The sequence below is a fragment of the uncultured Lactobacillus sp. genome (genome assembly GCF_944327175.1).
Classification (GTDB): domain Bacteria; phylum Bacillota; class Bacilli; order Lactobacillales; family Lactobacillaceae; genus Lactobacillus.
Genome location: NZ_CALVGT010000017.1, coordinates 81,788 through 102,265 on the forward strand (window position 1 = coordinate 81,788; position 20,478 = coordinate 102,265).

A 20,478-nucleotide genomic window follows, 5' to 3' on the forward strand; every position below is an offset into this window, starting at 1 on the left:
ACTAATACACCAAAAAGGGATGATTTTTTGTCAAAAGAAGCAGATTTTTTAACAATCAAAGAAAATGGCCAGCATGAGCTGGTCATCAAGAAGAGCCGCTTTATCGCGACTTTTGCCCGGGTTCAGACTGAAGATGAGGCCCGGGATTTCATCGCCGCGACCAGCAAAAAGTACCATGACGCCACCCACAATACCTATGCCTATACCTTGGGCATTAACGATGACCGGGTCAAAAGCAGCGACAACGGCGAACCCGCTGGCACGGCCGGGGTGCCGGAATTAAAGACCCTGCAATTGATGGGCTTAAAGAATGTCGCCGTCGTCGTGACCCGGTACTTCGGCGGAATCAAATTAGGAGCTGGCGGCCTCATCCGGGCATACTCTTCTAGCGTCAGCGAGGCAGCTGAAGCCATCGGCATCGTTAAGCGGGTTAAGCAGCAGGAATTGATTTTTACCATCCCCTACAACCGCTATGACAAGGTCGACCACTTCCTCAAGGGAAAAGAGGTCTTCGTTGCCGGCACTGAATATGGCGTAAACATCACCATTTCCGTCTACCTCGACCTGGACCAGCTTGACCCCTTTATCAGCGATTTGACCGAGCTCTTAAACCGGGAACCCGACCTGATCAAGGGCGATCAGCGCTATAACGAAATTCCCGTTAAAAGCGGGGAAAAAAGATTCTAACCAAAAATGACCAAGCAAATTCTGCTTGGTCATTTCTTTTATCTCTTCAGCTTTATTGTTTTTTATCGCTATTTTTACCAGAAGCCTTTTTATCTTCAGGCTTATGACCGCCCTTGGACCGCTCCTGCCACTTCTGGGGCTTGGCCTCGCCCTGGTGCCAGACTTCAACGTTTGGCTCCTTAGTGTGGGTGCTATGCAGAACCAGGCGGTTAATCAAGTGGCTGAGGGGCTTGTATTTTTCGCCCAAAAGGCCGATCGATTCCACAAAAAGCTCAACGGCGATCAAGAGGCCGACCAGCAAGAGAGCCATGGCCCAGATCGGCGATAAGAGGAAGAGCATGGAAACGAAGGAGAAGATCAAAGACAGAGCGTAAATCACCAGCACCGTCTGTCTTTGGGTCAAGCCCAGGTTCATCAGCTGATGGTGGAGGTGATGCTTGTCCGCCTGGGAAATCGGTTTCTTGTTCAACTTGCGGCGGATCATGGCGTAGACCGTATCAGAGATCGGTACGCCTAAGATGATGACCGGCACCAAAAGAGAAATAAAGGTCACGTTCTTCAAGCCCTTCAAGGCTAAGACTGAAATCATGAAGCCCAGGTAAAGGGCCCCGGTGTCTCCCAAAAAGATCTTGGCCGGATTGAAGTTGTATGGCAAAAAGCCCATGAGGCAGGACGCCAGCATAAAGCAGGCGATCGGCACGTACAGGCCCTGGTTGCGCAAGAAGAAGTAACCGACAATCCCCATGGTCAAAAGGGAGATGCAGGACACACCAGCCGCCAGGCCGTCCAAGCCGTCAATCAAGTTGACCGCGTTGGTCAAGGCCAGGATCCAGAAGATGGTGATCGGCAGGCTGAGATACCAGGGCAAATTGATGGTCTGGCCGGTAAAAGGAATATTCAGCTCTGTCATCCGGATTTCAGCCAAAAAGTAGGTAATCATGGCCGCGATGAAGATCCCGCCCATTTTTTGCCTGGGCTTGAGTTCTAAAATATCATCGATCATCCCGGTCAAGACGATCACGCTGGACGCCAGCAAAAGGGCAAAGAGCTCGTGGGTCGGAAACTGCTCTCTGAGCAAGATGAAAGTCCCGATATTGTAAGTCACGAAAATCCCCAGCCCCCCGATAGTCGGCATGGGCTTCTTGTTGACCCGGCGGGCGTTAGGATTGTCCACTGCCCCCAGGACAAAGGCCAGGCGCCGGATGAAAGGCGTGATCGCCACTTGGATGATCACCAGTAAAAAAAGGTCAACGATAATCTTAAACATGGAATTCTGCTTTCTGAGTCTAGTTGAATTAATTATACCGGGCTTTAAGGCGATTTGCCAAATGCTAACAAAAAAGTCCAGAATTCAATCTGGACTTTCCCTATTATTTGGCAACAGCCACGGCACGTTTCTCCCGTATTACGGTTATCTTGATATTGCCCGGGTAATCGAGTTCTTCCTCGACCCTGTCCCGGATTTCGTGGGCCAAAACCGTGGTCTCATCATCTGAGATCTTGCCTGGCTCAACCATTACGCGGACTTCCCGGCCGGCCTGGATGGCATATGCCTGCTTGACGCCGTCATAGCTGCCAGCAATGTCTTCCAGTTCCGTCAAGCGGCGGATGTAGTTCTCCAAGCTTTCGCTTCTTGCCCCAGGCCGGGCGGAGGAAATCGTATCCGCCGCCACGACCAGGTCAGCGATGAAGGAGAGCTTTGGCACGTCGCCGTGGTGGGCAGCGATCGCGTTGACCACCAGGTCCGGTTCATGGTATTTCCGGGTCAATTCAACACCGATTTCTACGTGGGAGCCTTCGATATCGTGGTCGATTGCCTTGCCAATATCGTGTAATAATCCCGCGCGAACCGCTAATTTTTCATCCAAACCAAGTTCAGCTGCCATGGTCCCGGCCAGCTTCCCAACTTCAATCGAGTGCGCCAGCACATTCTGGCCATAGGAAGTCCGGTACTTCAGCCGGCCTAGGATCTTGACCAGTTCTGGGTTCATCCGGTGGATGCCCAGTTCCATCAAGGCACTTTCACCAGCCTCGTAAATATCATCGTTGACTTCCTTGCGCGCCTTGTCAACCATCTCTTCGATCCGGGCCGGATGAATCCGCCCGTCCTTGATCAGTTTCTGCAGGGCCCGCTTGGCCACTTCCCGTCTGATGGAGTCAAAGCCGCTCAAGGTGACCGTCTTTGGCGTATCGTCAATGATCAGGTCAACCCCGGTCATGGCTTCAAAAGAGCGGATGTTCCGGCCTTCACGGCCAATAATCCGCCCCTTCATGTCATCGTTTGGCAGGTCCACGACTGACACGGTCGTTTCCGCGACTGTATCCGCCGCGCTGCTCTGGATGGCATCCACGATGATTTGGTGGGCAAAGCGGTCGGCTCTGGCACTGATTTCTTCCTCGTTAGCCCGAATCAGCTCCGCCTTCTCCTTGGTCAGGTGGTCGGAGACCTGGGCCAAGACGATCTTCCTGGCCTCTTCTTCGTCTAAGCGGGAGATTTCCAGCAGCTTGTCATTCTGCTTCTCGACCAGCCCGTGCGCTTCTTCCAGCAAACCAGCAGCTTTTTCCTCCTGCTGTTTGATTTGGTCTTTCCTTTGTGTGAGTTGTCTCTCCCGGTCATCGAGCAGGCTGCTGCGGTGATCCAGGGTATCTTCTTTCTGCTGAAGGCGGTTTTCCTTGCGGGCCGCTTCATCGCGGCGCCCGTTCAGCTCGTCTTCAACCTTCTGCCGGTAATCCCTAATTTCTTCCTGGGCCTCCAGGATCTTGGCCTTCTTCTCCGTTTCAGCATCCCGCTTAACGGCTTCAGCGGCCTGCTTCTGCGCCTGAACCTCGGCCTTGGCGACTTCGACTTCGGCTTTCGCCTTGGCCAAAATCGCCTCCCCGCTCTGCCGGGCATTTTCCGCCTTGGTTTCCCAGGCATTCTTCCGGATGGCATAACCAATTAGGCATCCCACGACAAGTGAAATAAGAAAAATTACAGCGACTGTTGCGAGAAAAAATATAGTATTATTCATCATAAGTTACGTCGCCTTTGTATTTAGAATTATTCACACATTACTAATCATATGTTACATTTTTGGTCAAGTCAATTCCTTAGCTGCATTTGCGGAAACAAAAAAGACTGCCAAGCTTCTGCTGGCAATCTTTCTATTGGCCAAAAATGGCCTATTTATCAGTCTTTTCCGGACTTGCAACTTCATCTTGCTTCTCTTCGGCAGGAGTTGCCTTCTTAGCCCGCTGCTCCTTGACCTTCTCCGGATTTTCCTTTTCTTCCAGAGATTCGGCATCGATCCCGTAAGCCTTGCGGACCTGGGTCTGGATATCCTCGTAGATGTCCGGGTGCTCTTCCAGGTACTTCTTGGCGTTTTCTCGGCCCTGGCCGATCTTTTCGCCATGGTAGGAGTACCAGGCCCCTGCCTTGTCAACGATGTCCTGGTCAGCGGCCATGTCCAGCAGTTCGCCGGACTGGGAGATCCCCTGCCCGTACATGATGTCGACTTCAGCTACCTTGAATGGCGGGGCAACCTTGTTCTTGACCACCTTGATCTTGACCCGGTTACCGATAACGTTGGTGGACTGCTTGATCTGTTCAGCCCGGCGGACTTCCAGCCGGATGGTTGAGTAGAACTTCAAAGCCCGGCCACCTGGAGTGGTTTCGGGATTGCCGAACATGACGCCGACCTTTTCCCGGATCTGGTTGATGAAAATGGCAATGGTCTTGGTCTTGGCAATCGTCCCGGAGAGCTTGCGCAGGGCCTGGCTCATCAGGCGGGCCTGCAGGCCGACGTGGGAGTCACCCATTTCGCCTTCAATTTCAGCCCGCGGCACCAGGGCGGCAACGGAGTCGACCACGACAATGTCAATGGCCCCGCTGGAAATCAAGGTGTCCGCGATTTGCAGCCCTTCTTCCCCAGTGTTTGGCTGAGACAGGATCAACTGATCGATATCAACGCCCAAGGCTTCCGCGTAAGCCGGGTCCATGGCATTTTCCGCGTCGATGTAGGCAGCCGTGCCGCCCCGCTTCTGCACTTCAGCTACGGCGTGCAGGGCAACGGTCGTCTTACCGGAAGATTCCGGACCGTAGATTTCCACGATCCGGCCCCGCGGGTAGCCGCCCACGCCCAGGGCCGCGTCCAGGGCCAGTGAGCCTGACGGAACAGTCGAGATCTGGGTGTCGACCTTCTCGCCCATCCGCATGACCGCGCCTTTACCGAAGTTCTTTTCAATTTTCTTTAAAGCCGCTTCAAGAGCAGCTTGTTTTTCATCTTTAGCCAAATTTTTTCCCTCCTGGAAACTTACTAATAAATATTATACTTTGAAGGCCAGGTAAAAAGCAAGAAAAATCCGAACTAACGTTCAAATTATTTCTCCTCCACTTACTAGTACAAGAAAAAATCCCTTTTTTCCTTAAACTGACTTAAAAAATAAAAAATGAGTACCTCGCTGATACTCATTTTTAAAAAAATAGTGATTTTCTAAATGCTTACATTGAGCCCTTGAAGACGTCCCATGAAGAATGGAAGTAGTCGTAGCCAGAGTAGATCGTGAAGATCAAAGCCAGGTAGAGCAGGATGGTACCCAGGTGGAAGATGTCGCCAAAGAGCAGGAAGATGATTGACAGCATCTGGCAGGTGGTCTTGATCTTGCCAGGCATGGCTGCGGCCATAACCTTGCCGTTGTTTTCAACCACGATCAGGCGCAGGCCGGTAACAGCCAGTTCCCGGCAGACGATGATGGCTACAACCCAGGCCGGAGCCAGGTTCAACTCAACCATGAAGATGAAAGCCGTCATGGTCAGCATCTTGTCAGCCAACGGGTCAGCAAACTTACCAAAATTGGTTACCAGTCCCCGGGACCGGGCGATGTGACCGTCAAACCAGTCGGTTGCGGAAGCAACGGCAAAGACGATCATGGCCACCACCCGGCTCCACAGAATTTCAGTCCCTGCCAGGGCGAATGAGCCGGCTGGCCATTGGACGATCAGCAGGATCATGAAGACAGGAATCAAGAAGATTCGGAAAACAGTCAGTTTATTTGGTAAATTCATTGCTTTAAATTCCTCACTTTTCAGACTTAAAGATCATTCTTCTCTTATTGCTTGCTGCTGGAAGCGGCAGATGATGATGGCGCGGCTGATGACTGGGTGCTTGAGGCAGCTCTGGATGAAGCTTGAGAGCTTGATTTAGCGCTGGAGCTGGAAGCAGCTGGCCGGCTAGAAGCTGAGCTTTGCACACTAGAACTTGCCCGGCTGCTGTAGCTCGTGCTGGTACTGGTGTTGGCAGTCGTGCGGCTTGCCGCAGAGCTGCTTGATGCTGAAGCAGAGCTGTCACCCAGGTAGATGGTCAAACGGGTCGTGCCGTTGATTGGAGTGAACGGAATCTTCTTGCCGCCAACAGTTACAGTCACGCCAGTGTCAGTCCCCAGGTAAACGATCAAAGTTTGCCCCTTCTTGACAGTTTCCGTGTGCTTTTCACCGCTTTGCAGGGTCCCCTGGTTGGTGATCACGTTGTCAACGGAAACGTAGTAGTAGATGTTTTGCTTGCTTGACCGGACTACCAAAGGAGTGCTGAACTTGATGCCAGTTACCCGGTAGCTTGAGCCGCCAAGTGAAGCAACCTTGATTGAGCTGGTCTTCTTTTTCTTAGATGAAGCAGAAGCAGATGAGCTCTTCTTGCTGGAAGCCTTCTTGGAAGTGATGGTGACGCTGGAGCCAGCATTTTCCTTCTGGCTGCTTGACCCGGTCTTCTTCATGTTGGCAAAGGCCATCCCCCCGATCAAAAGCAGGAGGGCAATCCCGCAGCCCAGGGCCAGGCGGGGCACAAGCTTGCGCCACTTAGCGTCCTTAGGAGCTTCTTCGGTAACTTCCCGCTTGGCTGGCCGGCTGGCACTGATTCTGGCCGGATTAGTTTCAACCGGCTCTGCTGGAGCTGTTTCTTCTTCATGAGCCTCCTCATGAACTTCTTGGGCCGGACTTTCTTCTGGCTGGCTGACTTCATTTGCGACTTCGCCTTGGTACTGGCTCAGCAATTCCCTGCCGTCCAGGCCAACGATTTGTGCGTACTGGCGGATGAAAGCCCGGACGTAAAAGTCGCCTGGCAGCTTGTCGAAATCGTTGTTTTCGATTGCTTCCAGGTAGCGGCTCTGGATCTTCGTAGCCTTCTCAATATCGGAAATTGAAAGGCCCTTGGCCTCTCTTGCCTTACGTAGTTGTTCTCCAATGCCTGACATTATTAACCTCTTCAATCACTTTAAAATTCGTTTATAAATTATAGCACAATGGCCCCGCCTGTGTCGCCCTATTCCAGCCAGCCGCCACTGACGTAAATCGTTTGCCCGGTCAGGTAGTCGCTTTCAGGGTTGAGCAGACAGTCAACCCAGTAGGCGATTTCCTTGGGCTTGGCCAGGTGGCCGGCGGGAATTTCTTCTGCCAGTTCCTTCAAGGTTTCCGGGGAAAACATGGCGTTCATGGCCGTGTTGACTGCCCCTGGCGCCACGACATTGACCGTAAAGTGGCTGGCGGCCACTTCTCGGGCATAGGCCTGGGCAAAGCGGCTAATCCCGCCTTTAGTGGCGCTGTAGACAGCCTCCATGGCACTGCCCTGGCCCCCGTAAACTGAGCCCAGGTAGACGATCCGGCTGTGCTCTTGCTTTAAGAGCTGGCTTTCCAACAACTTGGTCAGCTTGATCGGGTTCTCCAAATTGACCTTGATGATCTGGTCAATGACCTGGGAACTTTGGCTGCCCAGGAAGTCATAGTTGGTTATCCCTTGGGCAAAAACGACCGCGTTGACGGGCAAAAGGCCGCTGGCAAAGTCCTTGAGCTGGTCATCGCCGGCTAAAAAGTCCTGCTTGATCGGCATGAAGTCCTGCAAGGGGTGCTTTTCGGCCAATGCCTTAGCTAATTTGCTGGCCGCTTCCCAGTTGCTGTTGCAGTGCAGGTACATGGACCAGCCAGACTTAGCTAAGCGGCTGGCGATAGCCTGGCCAATGCCGCCGGTTGCCCCGAAAATCAGTGCTCGCTTCATTCTTCATCCCCCTCAAGCAGGCGGGCCGTGTTGATGCTGGCGCCTTTGAAAAGTTTCTGGCAATAAGCCCGGTAATCAGCAAAATTCATGGCCTGCATCTGCTCAACATTGGCAAACAGATCTTCCTCATCCAGGCTTTCTTCAGCCATCTCCACGGCAAAGCCGGATAAATTGTCCAGGCTGCGCACGGTTTGGGCCAGCCAGCTTCTTTTGTGAATCTCAAAGAGCTGGCGCATTTCTTTTTCCTGATCGGCTGTAAAAAGCTTGTCTGGGGCCAGTTCAGCCTTGATCTGATCAAGCAGCTTTTCTGCTTCCGGGCTCATCCCCAGCAGGACCGCGTAGGCTCCCTGCCGGGTATAAGTCACGCTGATCTGAAGGGGCTGGCTGACCAGGCCGGCTTTTCTGGCACTGGCGAACCAGTGGCTAGCGGCACCTAGCTTTGATTCTAGCATGATTTCCAGCAAAATTTGACTCATATCCCGACTTGCTAAAACTTTCTTAAAGTTTGGCAAAGGGATGGCTGCCGCGAACAGGGGTACATCCCCGCCGGGCAAAACCCAGTCTTGGCCGCTGGCCAAAAGGGACACTAAGTCACTTTCTTTTTGCGGACTTCCTGTCTTTAAATATTGGTCTGACAGTTTCCTGGCCTGCCTCAGAATAGTCTTGACCTGGTTGTCGGTAAAGTCTCCGCAGGCAACAAAGGACATGCGGGCGGCCACGTAATTTTCATCATATGCCGCCTGGAGCTTTTCCTTAGTCACGCTGGCAATTGATTCCTTGGTCCCGGCCACGTCGATGGCCAAGTTGCAGTCCCCGTAGCTGCCTCGCAGGAGCCGGTCGCCCAGGATCCAGTCAGGCTCATCCTGGTACATGGCTAATTCCTGCTGGATGATGGGGATTTCCTTGGCCACGTTCTCATCGGTAAAGTAAGGCTGGCCAACCAGCTTGAAGAGCAGGTCGATCATGGGACCAACATTCTTGACCCCGCTGGCGTAATACATGGTTTCATTGAAAGCGGTAAAAGCATTGACGCTGGCCCCCATTTTTTCAAATTCCAGGGACAAGTCGCCTTCTTCCGCGGCAAAAAGCTTGTGCTCCAAAAAGTGGGCCAGGCCGGGCACAGGCTGAGGATCAGCGCTGCCGAAATCGACAATAATACCGAAAAAGCGCTGGTTGAAGCCCTTGCGCCGGATCACCTGGGCCTTGAAGCCGGAAGGGAAATCTTTTCTGATAATTTCTGGTTTGATCATTTTAATACATATCTTTCATTCAGATACAGCTTTTGGGCAAAGTCGGCCAGCCGGCCGCTGGTCACCCGGCTTACCGCGGCCATCATATCAAAGTCCTCGTAGTCAGCATGGAGCTTATAGCGGAGGTCTTTAGCCAAAAGCCAGCTGGCGTGGTCCTGGTTGAGCAAGTGGCGGTTGGCCAGAGCCTGCCGGGACTGCTTAAGCAGGCCCGGGTCGATCCGGCCGGCTGCCACCATCTGCATCTCCTTGCCGATAATCTGCCCGGCTAAATCCAATTTGTCCGGGTCCAGGCCGGCGCTAACCAAGAAAAGGGCGTTGTCGGCATACCAGTTGCTTTCCACCGCGTAAGCCGCCCCGTTTTCTTCTCTGACCTTGCTAAAAAGCCGGGAGGACTGGTCTCCGGTCAAATACTGGCGCAAAACTGTCCCGGTCGCCAAATCCTGCAGGCTTGGCTGGCCCTTGTAGGCATAACCCAGGAGAAGCTGGGTCTGCTGCTTGCCCTGCTCGTCTGTTTTCTCAAGCCGCAAGTCCGGGGCCGGAATCAACAAGTCCCGGCTGCCAAATTCCAAGGCTAGGCCCGGCCAGCTTTCTTCTTGCAGCTTCTTTTGCAAAAGGCGCTTAACCTGGCGGGCATCATAGACATGGCCAAAGACGCAGCTGGCCTGGGTCTTGATAGCGTCGGCAAAGCGGCGGACTTCCTGGCTAGTGGCAGCCTTAATGTCTGCAATTGAGCCAATAAAGCTGGCCGCGTAATCGGGCTGATCCGCATACCAGTTGTTGAAAAAGGCGCTTAAAGCCGCGTTGCTCGGCTCAGCCATGAGCTCCTGGTATTCTTCCTCCAGCTGCCTTTGGGCCAGCTGGACAGAGCTTGGAGTAATTAGGGGCCGGGTGGCCAGGCCGGCAAAAGTTTCCGCTATCTGCCGGTAGTTGTAGTCCGGGTCCAAGATCTCCTGGGGCTCAACGAAATTGGCCAGGTAGGAAATGATCATTTCCTTGCCAAAAAGCTGCACTACTGCTTCAAACTGGAAAGAGTAGCGCTGCTGCAATTCAACCTGCTGGACGCCGGGATCTGGAAAGAGCTCACTTTCGTTCATCTGCATACGGCAGAGCAGGCTAGCCATGGCCATATTGTGCTTGGTCAGCGGCAGGCGGACGAACAAGCCCAGGTTGCCGCTGGTAAATTTTTGATTGCTTTGAATGCTGATGTTTTCTTCGTTCATTATTTTTATTCTTCTTGTCCTTCAGGCGGCAAAAGCACCTTGCGCGGCTTGGAGCCTTCCGGCGGGCCGACTACCCCGTGCTCTTCCAGCTCGTCAATCAAGCGGGCAGCCCGGTTGTAGCCGATTCTGAATCGCCGCTGCAGCATGGAGGTGCTGGCTGACTGCTGGTGGCGGACCAGGTCCACGGCCTGCTGGTAGTATTCGTCGTCAACGTCGTCATCGCTATTTTCGCCATCATCCCCGGCCTGGGGAATCATTTCCTCGTCGTATTCAGCGCTTTGCTGGCCCTTGACCCAGTCAACGACGGCTTCCACCTCGTCGACGTCGATATAGGCCCCCTGAATCCGTTCCGGCTTGGAGGCCCCGATCGGCAAATAGAGCATGTCCCCCCTGCCCAGCAGCTTTTCAGCGCCGACCTGGTCCAAAATGGTCCGGGAGTCGACCCCGCTGGAGACGGCAAAGGAGATTCTTGACGGCACGTTGGCCTTGATCAAACCAGTGATGACGTCCACGCTCGGTCTTTGGGTAGCCAAAATCATGTGAATACCGGCGGCCCGGGCCATCTGGCCCAGACGAACGATGGAATTTTCCACGTCGTGGCCGCCGACCATCATCAAGTCACTCAATTCGTCAACAACGACCAAAATATACGGCAAAGGCTCCATTACTGGCCGGCTGCTGTCTTTGTTGTTCTCAGCCACCTTGCGGTTGTATTCGCCCATATTGCGGACGCTGCCGGCAGCAAAAAGCTTGTAGCGCCGCTCCATTTCGTCGACGACTTTTTTCAGGGCCTTGGAAGCCAGGCGGGAGTCAGTGACAACCGGGATCATCAAGTGGGGTACTCCGCTGTAGACTGACAATTCAACCATCTTCGGGTCGATCAAAACCAGCTTGACTTCATCCGGCCGGGCCTTCATCAAGATGCTGGTCAAAATCGTGTTAATGGCCACAGATTTACCAGACCCGGTTGACCCGGCTACCAGCAAGTGGGGCATCTTGGTCAAGTCAGCACTGATAATCTGACCGGTCACGTCCTTGCCTAAAGGCACCATCAAAGGATGGTCCTTGGCCTTTTGGTCCTGGTGCTCCATGGCGTCCTTAAAGGCTACGGACTGGGCCTTCTGGTTAGGAACTTCGATCCCGATATAAGGCTTGCCCGGAATCGGAGCTTCAATTCTGATATCCTTGGCGGCCAGGGCCAGGGCTAAGTCATCGGCCAGGTTGACGATCCGGGAGACCTTGACTCCGACGGCTGGCTGGACTTCGTAGCGGGTAATGGTCGGGCCCAAAATTGCCTTTTTAACATTGACTTCCACCCCGAAACTCTTGAAGGTTTCCTCCAAAATAGCCGTGTTTTGCCCGATTTTGTCCTTGTCGCTGGACTGGTCGCTAGCTTGGACAGCCTTTAACAGGGATAGGGGCGGGAACTGGTAGTTGTCATCATAGCTGACCATGCTCTTGTCCAGTCCATGGTCAACCTGCTGGTCGGCCAAAATCATCTTCTGGTCGTCTTCAGCCTGGCTACGGGGCTTGGGCAGGTCATCCAGTTCCAGTGAATGGGTAACCGGCGGGTCAGGATGCTGCTCAGCCACCTGGATTTCCGGCAGGGATGGCTTGGCCGGCTGAGTCTCTTCGCTATCCCGCCAAGGGTCGGCCAGCTTCTCCCGGTTGTTGGGTTCTTTTCTTTGCTGCTCCCTGTATTCAGAATACTTTTCCTTCAGCTGGCCAGCTCCATCCTTGCTCTGCTGGATGAAGGAGCGGCTGATTTTTTGAAAAGCGGTGACCAAGTCGCGGAATTTGACATCAAAGAACATCAAAATCCCGCTGATTATGTTCAAAACGGCCAGGAACAAGCCGCCAATCTGGCCTAAAAGCTGGTAGAAGATCCCGTACAGGAAGCTCCCGATCCAGCCCCCGCCGACGCTGACGGTGATATTGGCCCGGGCTAGTTCTTCAAAGATCACGTTCTTGAAGGCGGGCAAAAATTCGCTGTGGACGCTTCTGACATTGAAAAAACGGCTGGCCAGGATGTACAAAAGGCCCAGGTAAGCCAAAGTTAAGCCGCTGGTCCGCTTAAAACCGAAGCGGGGCGGCTGCCCGTAAATCAGCATGACTAGGCCCAAAATAGCCAGAAAGGCGCCGCCTAAAAGGTAGCTGTCCCCGATCAAAAGCCGCAAGAGGTTGGCCAATTCCTTGCCCAGCCAACCAAAGCGCAATAACGCCAAAATGGCTACCAGGATCAAGACGATCCCGGTAACCACCCAGCTCAAAGATTCTTCTGTTTTCTTTTTACTTTTATTTTTACGATTAGCCTGCCTTTTCTTTCGAGGCATTTCTTCACCTGCTCAATTCTTAGAAATTAGGTTCAAAGTCCAAGTTGATCGGTTCGTCCAAGGCAACCTGGCTAACTTCGTAAGTCAAGGTTTCGATGTATTCAACCAGCGGCCGGCTGAGCAAACGGTAGGTTTCCTGGTCCAGGTCCTGGCCGTCGCCGTGGTATCCTAAAAGTTGAACGACTTGGGTGTTGACCCCGCTGATTTCGATGATGTTGTCTTCGTCTGGCGTAACATCGTAGACAACGGCTACTTCGTAGTAGCCGCCTCCTTCGCCAGCATCTTCAACGCCGTCTTCGCCAGTAGCGACTACCTGACGGATAGCCACGTTGACTTCGTTCTTTTCTTCTGGTTCATCGAGCAGGTCATAGTGAAAGGCGCGAACGATGATTGGGGTCTGCTTGTTAAATTCCATGATTTTACCTCATAAATTTCTTTTTAGCCACTAATGCTTAGGCAGGTTCCGCTGGTAGCGGCCAGGACGGTTGTAGTCGTCCTTAAGCTTGTCGTTGTCATAGTGGTGGGACTTTTCCATGTGGGGGAAGCCTTGCTGGCGCAGAGCTTCAAAAATTACGATTGCTGCCGAATTAGACAGGTTGAAGGCCCGGATCTTGTCGGACATGGGAATGCGGAGATTGCGGTCTTCGTATTGCCGCATGAAGGTTTCCGGCAGGCCGGTCGTTTCCCGGCCAAAAACAAAGTAGTAGTCCTTGCTTTCATCCGTATAGTCGACCTCAGTGTAGGACTTGCTGGAGAACTTGGAGATCAAGTACATCTCGGCATTGTCCGGCAAAGAGTCTAGAAAAGCCCGCAGGTCATCGTGGCGGCGGATTTCGACTTCACCGCCGTAATCCAGAACTGCCCGCTTGAGGTGCTTGTCATCCAAGCGGAAGCCCAAGGGCTCGATCAAGTCCAAGACCGTGTTGGTTCCCGCGCAGGTTCTGGCGATATTGCCAGTATTGTCGGGGATTTCCGGCTCAAACAAAACAATATGGTTGGTCATTTATTTCCTTTCTTTTCTTCTTGTTCAGCCTGGTCTTCATCCTGGAAACTGTCGTCATAGAGGTGGGAAACCTTCCGGTAGTACTGGTAGATGTGGGTCAAAAGGATCTTCATCACCGCGTAGGCGGGAATTCCGCCGACTACGCCCCACAGACCCCAGACTGAGCCCGCCCCCAGCATGACAATGATCGTCGTGGCCGGATGCATCTTCAAACGGTTGCCGACAACCAGCGGACTGATGACCCGGGTTTCGATGATCTGCTCAATGAAGAAGACGGCAAGAACCTTCGCCACCATCGGCAAATTAGTCACCAAGGCGATGATCAAGGCCGGAATCAAACCGATAAAGGTCCCAAAGTAAGGGATCAGGTTCAAACAGCCAGCGCAGATCGCCAGGGCTGCCCCGTAAGGCTCGCCGATAATCGCGTAGCCGATGAAGAACATAATCCCCACGCAGATGGCCACAGAGACCTGGCCGATCACGTAAGAGGACACGGCCTGGTTGACTTCGTGAAGCAGGTTACTGGTCGCCTGCTCCCAGCGCTGGGGTGCGAATTTGACCAGAAACGGCCGCAATTTGTGCCCATCTTTCAGCATAAAAAAGAGCAAAAACGGGGCCGTGGCTAGGGTCGTGAAAACAGCCGTCGCCACGGTAACCGCGCTGGTCAAATTGCCCAAGGCGCTGGAGACGGTTGACCCCATACTCTTGCCGAAATTCTTCTGCAAAGAAGTCATCTGCTTTTGCAGAGAATCGCGCAGACCGCTGAATTTCGGGCTGTGCAGGAGTTCATCAACCGCGTTGGTCGAATTCTTCCAGATCGTGGGCCAGTTCTTAACTAAAGAGTCAATCTGGCTCTGCACGACCGGGATCAAGGAATTGATAGCCCAGATCAAGAAGACCGTCACTATGGCAAAAATCACCAGGATGGTGACCGTCCGCGGCACCTTGAACTTCTCCTCTAGCTTGTCCACCACCGGCTCCATCAGATAGTACTGGACCATGGCCACCAAAACTGGCGGCATGATGGCACTGATGAAGGTGTTGACCGGGTTCAAGATAAAGGAAATCTTGTTGAAGACCAGAATGATCACCAAGGCCAAGAGCACATTGATCAAGCCGACGCTGAAGCGGTTATTAAGCACCCAGTCCGTAAAAAGGCTCGTGTCTCTTTTCTTCATTAATCCAGCCTACAGGTGTTCGTAAACGATTTCGTCGTTGACTCTGAACTTAGGCATTTCCTGGTCTTCTGGTAAGTCCAGGTAGAGGGCGTTGGACATTGGCTTCTTTGGCACTTTGTCAGTGAAAAAGAGGCTGGCATGCTGCAAGGCCCGCAAGTTGCTGACCGCCATAGGTCCAACATAGTTGATCAAGAAGGTCGTTCCATCGATGGTTACCGTGTCCCCCTTCTTGAGCACGACTGCCTGGGCAGCCTGTTCATCATCGAAGGCTTGGATGACGGAAACGTCCTGCAGTTCATCATTGGCCGTCTGGCCAAATAAAATTACAACGCGGTCTTTTTCACTGATTGCGTTTGGTCCGATTGTTTTAATTGTAGATATCCATTTCATTTTTATCACCTGGTTAAATTCTAACATACTCACTGCCAACTTAAAGCAAAGAAGAAAAGAATTGTTAATTATTCTTTACGGACGACTATCTCTTATCGACATTTGCCAAAGATAAGCTTAATATTTAAATTAGACTTATTGTGGAGTAAATAAGGAGGTTTAAATTGCATATTTTAATCGGCGGCTACACCAGGCACGAGTCAGCCGGCATCTACCAGTTTGACTTTATCGGCTCCAGTGACCAGGCCCATCTGGAACAAAGAAGAAACGTCGTTGAAGTCGGCGGGCCAACCTATTTCCAAAAAGACGGCCAGTTCATTTTTACCATTAAGAATGAAAACGGCCAAGGTGGCATCGCGGCCTTTGCAAACGGCAAGCTGGTCAGCCAACTGCTGCACGAAGGGTCTTCTCCGGCTTATATCGGTATCAACAAGGAAAAGAAGCTGCTCTACACGGCTAACTACCACACTGGCGTCTTGGCCGTCATCAGCTATGATGACCAGGGCCAGCTGACCCTGCTTGACCAGGTCAAGCACGAAAACAAGGCTTTGGGGCCGCGGCCTGAACAAGCCGGCGCTCACCCGCACTACTTTGATGAAACTCCGGGCGGGCACCTGGTTTCCTGCGACCTGGGCCAAGACAGAGTCGACTTCTACGCTTTTGACGGGCAAAAGCTTGAGCATTTGGCTAGCTACCAAAATGAAGACGGCTTTGGCACCCGCCACCTTGCCTTCTCTCCGGACGGCAAGTACTTCTACGTGGCCGGCGAACTTTCCAGCCAGGTCAACGTGGTCAAGTTTGACGAGGGAAACTGGATGTTCCGGTCCCTGGCGACCTATTCAACCATTCCGGAAAGCTGGGACCAGCACAACGGGGCAGCGGCCATCCGCCTGTCAAGTGACGGCAAGTTCCTTTACGTGTCCAACCGCGGCCACGACTCAATCGCCGTCTTTGCCGTTTTGCCAGACCAGACCTTGAAGCTGGTCCAGCGGGTGTCAACTTTTGGCGAATTCCCGCGGGACTTCAACTGGGACGCGGAGGAAAAGTACGTCGTTGCCGCCAACCAAAACAGCAACAACGCTACCCTTTACCAGCGGCAAAGCGATGGGACTTTGACCCCGCTGGAAAAGGACATCGCGGTTCCGGAAGGCACCAGAGTTTTATTCACTGATTAAGTTAGGAGTATTTTTTTAGTAACATGCTAGACATTTTCAAAGCCATCATTCTCGGCATCATCGAAGGGGTTACGGAGTTTCTGCCGATTTCCTCAACTGGCCACCTCTACCTGGCCGACTACATCATCAAGTTAGACCAGCCAACCAGCTTTATCAACATGTTCATGGTTGTCATCCAGCTGGGAGCCATCTTGAGCGTCATCGTGATCTACTTTAACAAACTGAATCCTTTTGCCCCGTCAAAGAGCAAGCGGGAAAAAGGGCAGACCTGGCAGATCTGGTTCAAGGTCATCGCGGCTGTCCTGCCGTCAATCATCATCGGCCTGCCGCTGAATGACTGGCTGGAAGAAAACATGACCTCCTGGCAGGTAATTTCCGCCACCTTGATCATCTACGGTATCCTCTTCATCGCCTTGGAAAATTACTACGCCAAGCGGCAACCGAGCATGACTGATTTAAACAAGATGAGCTATAAGACCGCTCTCTTGATCGGCTGCTTCCAGGTTTTGTCCATGATCCCAGGGACTTCCCGGTCCGGGGCAACTATTCTGGGGGCCATGCTGATCGGGTCAAGCCGCTACGTGGCAACTGAGTTCTCCTTCTTCCTGGCTATCCCGACCATGTTCGGGGCATCCCTTTTGAAGCTGGTCAAGTTCTTCAAGGCCGGTCACGTCTTTGTCGGCAACCAGCTGGCCATCCTCTTGGTCGGCATGGTCGTTTCCTTCATCGTGGCCTACCTGTCAATCAAGTTCCTGCTGAAGTACGTGCAGACCCACGACTTCAAGCCATTTGGCTGGTACCGGATTGTTTTGGGGATCATCGTCATCATCTGCGGTCTGGTATTTGCGTAATACTTGTATTCGCGCGAAAGTATGCTATGATTACTGCTTAAGGATAGCAAGCTAGAGGACGGTGAATAAACATGTTAAGTTTGCTTTGCTTACTATTTATTTTATGGCTCTGCTGGAAGATGGGCGTAGCCCTCTGGCGGGTTCTGATCTTTTTGATCGGAGTCGGCCTGGCCTTTGCCTTGATCAGCTCAGTAGTTTTGCCGCTGCTGGCCATCTGTGCCCTCGGGGGCCTGGCTTGGGCAGTAATCTCAAACGCGTAAAAAATAGATAACAGATAAATAAGAAAAGGAGACAGGCCTGCCTGTCTCCTTTTTTGCTTTTATTTTTCTGCTTCCTGCTTTAGCTGCCGCCACAAGCCCTGCATGTCGCTTGGGTCGGGAATCTCAATCTCTCGCTCTTCCCCGCTGAAGGGGTTGGGGAAGGCCAGGTAGAAGCAGTTCAAGGCCTGGCGGGCAAAATCATCCTTGGCCCCGTAAAGGTCGTCTCCATAAAGGACATGGCCGATAGAAGCCATGTGGATCCGGATCTGGTGGGTCCGGCCGGTCAACAGGCGGAGTTCAACCAAGCTGGCCCCCGGGACCTGGTCAAGAACCCGATATTCAGTCAAGGCCCTTTGCCCCTTTGGGTTGACCTCCCGCTTGACCGTGTCCCCCACCCGGGCGAGGGGCTTGTCGATCAAGCCGCTTAAGTCCTCTTCGGCGAAGTTGCCATGGACGATAGCGTGGTACTTTTTGATAAAAGCATCCTTGCCCAGCTTGCTGAAGCGGTCATGGGCAATGGCGTTCTTGCCCAAGAGAACCAGGCCGGAAGTATCCTGGTCCAGCCGGGTCACGATGTGGGGCTTGACGTAGGCCGGATTGACCCCCTGCTTTTCAAAGTAGGCCAAAACCCGGTTGATTACCGCGTCTTCTGCATGAAAGCCGGAAGGAATCGACAAGAGGCCAGCTGGCTTGTTGATCACCAAATAGTCAGCCGTTTCTTCAACGATGGCCAGGGGTCGGCGGGAGACCTTGAGCCAGGGGTTGACCGGCTCTTGGCCCATCAAAAAGTGGACCACGTCCCCTTCTTTTAGCCGGTAGCTGCCATTCCGGCGGTGGTGGTTGACCAGCATCATCCCGCCGTGATTCTTGCAGTTGTTGACTGCCCGTCGGGAAAAACCTTTTTTCAGCAAAAAATGACTCAGCTGGCCTGGGTCATTTTTCGCGACAATCATTTTGTATACTTGCACTATCTGTCACCAATGAAGGCATCGTTGACCCGCTCCCAAAAATGGTGGTGGCCATACTGGTAAAAGCGAATCTCTTCCGCCGCAATTTTATAATCTACTTTCTGCACGTCGGTCAAGCTGATCCTTTCCCCGTCGACGATCACGACCGCCCGGTCGGAAATCTTCGGCACGATGGTGATCCACTCATCCGGGGCAATAACGACAGGCGAGCCCACCGTCCGGAAGACCAGGTTGTTGATCGAGGCAATTTCGGTCAGCTGCAGGGCCTTGAGGCGGGGGTGGATTACCGCTCCGCCCAAGGACTTGCTGTAGGCCGTTGACCCGGTCGGGGTTGACACGCAAAGGCCGTCGCCCCGGAAATTCTCAAAGCGCTCGCCCCCGAGCCAGACCTCAGCTTCCATGGTCTTGGAAATCCGCTTGATTGAGGCTTCATTTAAGGCCAAAAAGCGCTTTTCCCCGCAGCTGGTGGTTACCTTCATGTCCAAAAGCGGGTAGCCCACCTCGTTTTCTTCAACGGGATGGCTGGCCAGGGCGTCAACCAGCTTCTCCATGTCATAGTTCCGCCAGTCGGTGTAAAAGCCCAGGTGGCCGGTGTGGATGCCGGCAAAGCAGACCTTGTCCAGCTGCTGCTTATACTTGTGAAAGGCAGAGATCAAGGTCCCGTCACCGCCGACGGAAATTACCAGGTCAGGATGCTGCTGGTCCTGCAAAATGCCTTTTTCCGCGAGCAGCACCTGCAGGTGCCGGACCGCCACCTGGGTGGTCACGCGGTCATTGTGAACGATAGCTACTTTCATGACTTTTCCTTGCCCTTGTTCTTGGTGAAGATCTTCTGCGCTTCCTTGACCTCATTTCTGATCGAGGACATCTCTTCATCCAGCTGGTAAGCAGCTTCCGCCGTCCGCTTGAGCCGCTCTGAAATATCTTCCGGGTAGGCCCCCTGGTACTTGTAGTTCAAGGTGTGCTCAACCGTGGCCCAGAAATTCATGGCCAGAGTCCGGATCTGGATTTCCGCCAAAAGGCGCTTGGCCCCCTCGGGCAGATAAACCGTGTAGGCCACCACCATATGGTAGGACCGGTAGCCGGACGGCTTGGCATTTTGAATATAGTCGCGCTCTTCGACGACCTCCAGGTCATCACGGGCGTGGAGCAGGTCAACGACCCGGTAGATGTCATCGACAAACTGGCACATGATCCGGATACCGGCAATGTCCTGCATGTCGGTTTCGATCACGTCCGGGCTGATGACCCGCCGCTGCATTTTCTCTTTAATGGAGTCGACCGTTTTTACCCGGCCAACCACGAATTCTATTGGCGAATGCTCTCCCTTGGTCAAGAAACTCTGCCGGAGAGCTCTGAATTTAACTTTTAGTTCACTTACGGCTTCGTTGTATGGCCATAAAAAAGTATCCCAATCAGTAATCACAGACATTTTCCTTCCATCTCAAACAAATTAATTTTAACATAGATGTTAGCGAAAGCACCAACGCAAGCTTTTTAATTTTTATCTAACAAAGGAGTCTTTAAAAAATGAGCAAACACCGCGAAATTGAAGCCAAAGTCGCCTTGGACCAGGCCAGCTATGAAGCGATTGCCGCTGCCTACCCGGTCAAGAGCGACTTCAAACAGAGCAACCACTATTTTGACACCCCGGACAAGCAGCTAAAAGAAGACCACAGTGCCCTTAGAATCCGCTGCTTCCAAGACCGGGCCGAGGAAACCATCAAGGTTCCGGTCAAGAAGCTGCAAGAGACTTACCATGAAAGCCTGGAAATCAATGATGATTTAACCCTGCCTAAAGCCGAGGACTTTTTAAAAAAGGGCCGGCCAAGCCTGACCGGCAATGTCGGCCAGTACCTTCTGGAACATTACCCGGACAAGGCTGACCAGCTGGCCCTTTTTTCCTGGAGCAAGACCCGGCGGATCCTTTTAGACGGGCCAAAGGGCTGCGAGCTGACTTTAGACCAGACCAGCTACCCAGACGGCTACCAGGACTGGGAGATGGAAATTGAAAATGACTCCCCGGCGGCCATCAAGGAAGCCCTGGCAGAAATCAAGACCCGCTTTAACTTGCCAGTCAAGTCAGCCAACAACCAGAGCAAGATTGCCCGGGCCAGCCTGCATGCCAAGCAAAAATAGCC

General features: G+C 52.9%; 21 protein-coding genes. 5 read left to right on the forward strand and 16 right to left on the reverse strand.

The window, feature by feature from the left end:
• The first annotated feature begins 27 nt into the window (after positions 1 to 27).
• Positions 28 to 687 (forward strand): YigZ family protein, encoded by a 660-nt coding sequence (locus Q0J41_RS02765; RefSeq protein WP_296225824.1) that lies wholly within the window; start codon positions 28 to 30, stop codon positions 685 to 687.
• A gap of 52 nt (positions 688 to 739) precedes the next feature.
• Here the strand turns inward: Q0J41_RS02765 and Q0J41_RS02770 are convergent, their stop codons facing one another.
• From Q0J41_RS02770 to Q0J41_RS02830, 13 genes are all read right to left on the reverse strand, one after another.
• The gene (locus tag Q0J41_RS02770) at positions 740 to 1,954 is read right to left on the reverse strand and encodes a glycosyltransferase family 4 protein (protein WP_296225826.1); all 1,215 of its coding nucleotides are present in this window, start codon (positions 1,952 to 1,954) and stop codon (positions 740 to 742) included.
• A gap of 103 nt (positions 1,955 to 2,057) precedes the next feature.
• A complete protein-coding gene (gene rny, locus Q0J41_RS02775) occupies positions 2,058 to 3,701 on the reverse strand; it encodes a ribonuclease Y (protein WP_296225829.1) in 1,644 nt (547 codons plus the stop codon).
• A 148-nt stretch (positions 3,702 to 3,849) separates the two neighbouring features.
• Positions 3,850 to 4,959, reverse strand: a complete 1,110-nt coding sequence (recA, locus tag Q0J41_RS02780) for a recombinase RecA (protein ID WP_296225831.1) — start codon at positions 4,957 to 4,959, stop codon at positions 3,850 to 3,852.
• 208 nt (positions 4,960 to 5,167) lie between these two features.
• Complete coding sequence (gene pgsA, locus Q0J41_RS02785) at positions 5,168 to 5,731, reverse strand: CDP-diacylglycerol--glycerol-3-phosphate 3-phosphatidyltransferase (protein WP_296225833.1); 564 nt, start codon at positions 5,729 to 5,731, stop codon at positions 5,168 to 5,170.
• A 44-nt stretch (positions 5,732 to 5,775) separates the two neighbouring features.
• Positions 5,776 to 6,912, reverse strand: a complete 1,137-nt coding sequence (locus tag Q0J41_RS02790; protein WP_296225835.1) for a helix-turn-helix domain-containing protein — start codon at positions 6,910 to 6,912, stop codon at positions 5,776 to 5,778.
• 68 nt (positions 6,913 to 6,980) lie between these two features.
• Entirely contained in the window at positions 6,981 to 7,709 is a 729-nt protein-coding gene (locus Q0J41_RS02795; protein ID WP_296225837.1) for an SDR family NAD(P)-dependent oxidoreductase, read from the reverse strand.
• On the reverse strand, positions 7,706 to 8,959 hold the full coding sequence (locus Q0J41_RS02800) for a pitrilysin family protein (RefSeq protein ID WP_296225839.1): 1,254 nt from the start codon (positions 8,957 to 8,959) through the stop codon (positions 7,706 to 7,708). Before Q0J41_RS02800 ends, Q0J41_RS02795 begins: the two co-directional genes overlap by 4 nt.
• The gene (locus tag Q0J41_RS02805; protein WP_296225841.1) at positions 8,956 to 10,179 is read right to left on the reverse strand and encodes an insulinase family protein; all 1,224 of its coding nucleotides are present in this window, start codon (positions 10,177 to 10,179) and stop codon (positions 8,956 to 8,958) included. Before Q0J41_RS02805 ends, Q0J41_RS02800 begins: the two co-directional genes overlap by 4 nt.
• 5 nt (positions 10,180 to 10,184) lie before the next feature.
• The gene (locus Q0J41_RS02810; RefSeq protein WP_296225843.1) at positions 10,185 to 12,512 is read right to left on the reverse strand and encodes a DNA translocase FtsK; all 2,328 of its coding nucleotides are present in this window, start codon (positions 12,510 to 12,512) and stop codon (positions 10,185 to 10,187) included.
• A 19-nt stretch (positions 12,513 to 12,531) separates the two neighbouring features.
• The gene (locus tag Q0J41_RS02815) at positions 12,532 to 12,927 is read right to left on the reverse strand and encodes a DUF1149 family protein (protein WP_296225845.1); all 396 of its coding nucleotides are present in this window, start codon (positions 12,925 to 12,927) and stop codon (positions 12,532 to 12,534) included.
• 30 nt (positions 12,928 to 12,957) lie between these two features.
• A complete protein-coding gene (locus Q0J41_RS02820; protein ID WP_296225847.1) occupies positions 12,958 to 13,515 on the reverse strand; it encodes a tRNA (cytidine(34)-2'-O)-methyltransferase in 558 nt (185 codons plus the stop codon).
• Positions 13,512 to 14,693, reverse strand: a complete 1,182-nt coding sequence (locus Q0J41_RS02825; RefSeq protein WP_296225850.1) for an AI-2E family transporter — start codon at positions 14,691 to 14,693, stop codon at positions 13,512 to 13,514. The genes Q0J41_RS02820 and Q0J41_RS02825 overlap by 4 nt, the downstream gene beginning before the upstream one ends.
• A gap of 9 nt (positions 14,694 to 14,702) precedes the next feature.
• On the reverse strand, positions 14,703 to 15,083 hold the full coding sequence (locus tag Q0J41_RS02830) for a PTS glucitol/sorbitol transporter subunit IIA (RefSeq protein ID WP_296225851.1): 381 nt from the start codon (positions 15,081 to 15,083) through the stop codon (positions 14,703 to 14,705).
• 164 nt (positions 15,084 to 15,247) lie between these two features.
• Here Q0J41_RS02830 and Q0J41_RS02835 point away from each other — a divergent pair, with 164 nt between their 5' ends.
• The 3 genes from Q0J41_RS02835 to Q0J41_RS02845 all read left to right on the forward strand — a co-directional run bounded on the left by Q0J41_RS02835 (position 15,248) and on the right by Q0J41_RS02845 (position 17,369).
• Positions 15,248 to 16,258, forward strand: coding sequence for a lactonase family protein (locus Q0J41_RS02835; RefSeq protein ID WP_296225853.1), 1,011 nt, complete (start codon positions 15,248 to 15,250; stop codon positions 16,256 to 16,258).
• Positions 16,259 to 16,281: 23 nt separating this feature from the next.
• Complete coding sequence (locus tag Q0J41_RS02840; protein ID WP_296225855.1) at positions 16,282 to 17,109, forward strand: undecaprenyl-diphosphate phosphatase; 828 nt, start codon at positions 16,282 to 16,284, stop codon at positions 17,107 to 17,109.
• A 71-nt stretch (positions 17,110 to 17,180) separates the two neighbouring features.
• Positions 17,181 to 17,369, forward strand: a complete 189-nt coding sequence (locus tag Q0J41_RS02845) for a hypothetical protein (protein ID WP_270447475.1) — start codon at positions 17,181 to 17,183, stop codon at positions 17,367 to 17,369.
• A gap of 59 nt (positions 17,370 to 17,428) precedes the next feature.
• On the opposite strand, the gene Q0J41_RS02850 is transcribed toward Q0J41_RS02845, so the two are convergent.
• From Q0J41_RS02850 to Q0J41_RS02860, 3 genes are read right to left on the reverse strand one after another with little or no spacing between them, the layout of a single operon-like run.
• Positions 17,429 to 18,322, reverse strand: a complete 894-nt coding sequence (locus Q0J41_RS02850; RefSeq protein ID WP_296226028.1) for an RluA family pseudouridine synthase — start codon at positions 18,320 to 18,322, stop codon at positions 17,429 to 17,431.
• A gap of 14 nt (positions 18,323 to 18,336) precedes the next feature.
• Positions 18,337 to 19,134 (reverse strand): NAD kinase, encoded by a 798-nt coding sequence (locus Q0J41_RS02855; RefSeq protein WP_296225857.1) that lies wholly within the window; start codon positions 19,132 to 19,134, stop codon positions 18,337 to 18,339.
• Positions 19,131 to 19,763 (reverse strand): GTP pyrophosphokinase family protein, encoded by a 633-nt coding sequence (locus Q0J41_RS02860; protein WP_296225859.1) that lies wholly within the window; start codon positions 19,761 to 19,763, stop codon positions 19,131 to 19,133. Before Q0J41_RS02860 ends, Q0J41_RS02855 begins: the two co-directional genes overlap by 4 nt.
• Before the next feature lie 104 nt (positions 19,764 to 19,867).
• On the opposite strand from Q0J41_RS02860, the gene Q0J41_RS02865 reads away from it, so the two are divergent.
• Positions 19,868 to 20,476 carry a CYTH domain-containing protein gene (locus Q0J41_RS02865; protein ID WP_296225861.1) on the forward strand — a complete coding sequence of 203 codons (609 nt, stop codon included), beginning with the start codon at positions 19,868 to 19,870 and terminating at the stop codon, positions 20,474 to 20,476.
• The last annotated feature ends 2 nt before the right edge of the window (positions 20,477 to 20,478 follow it).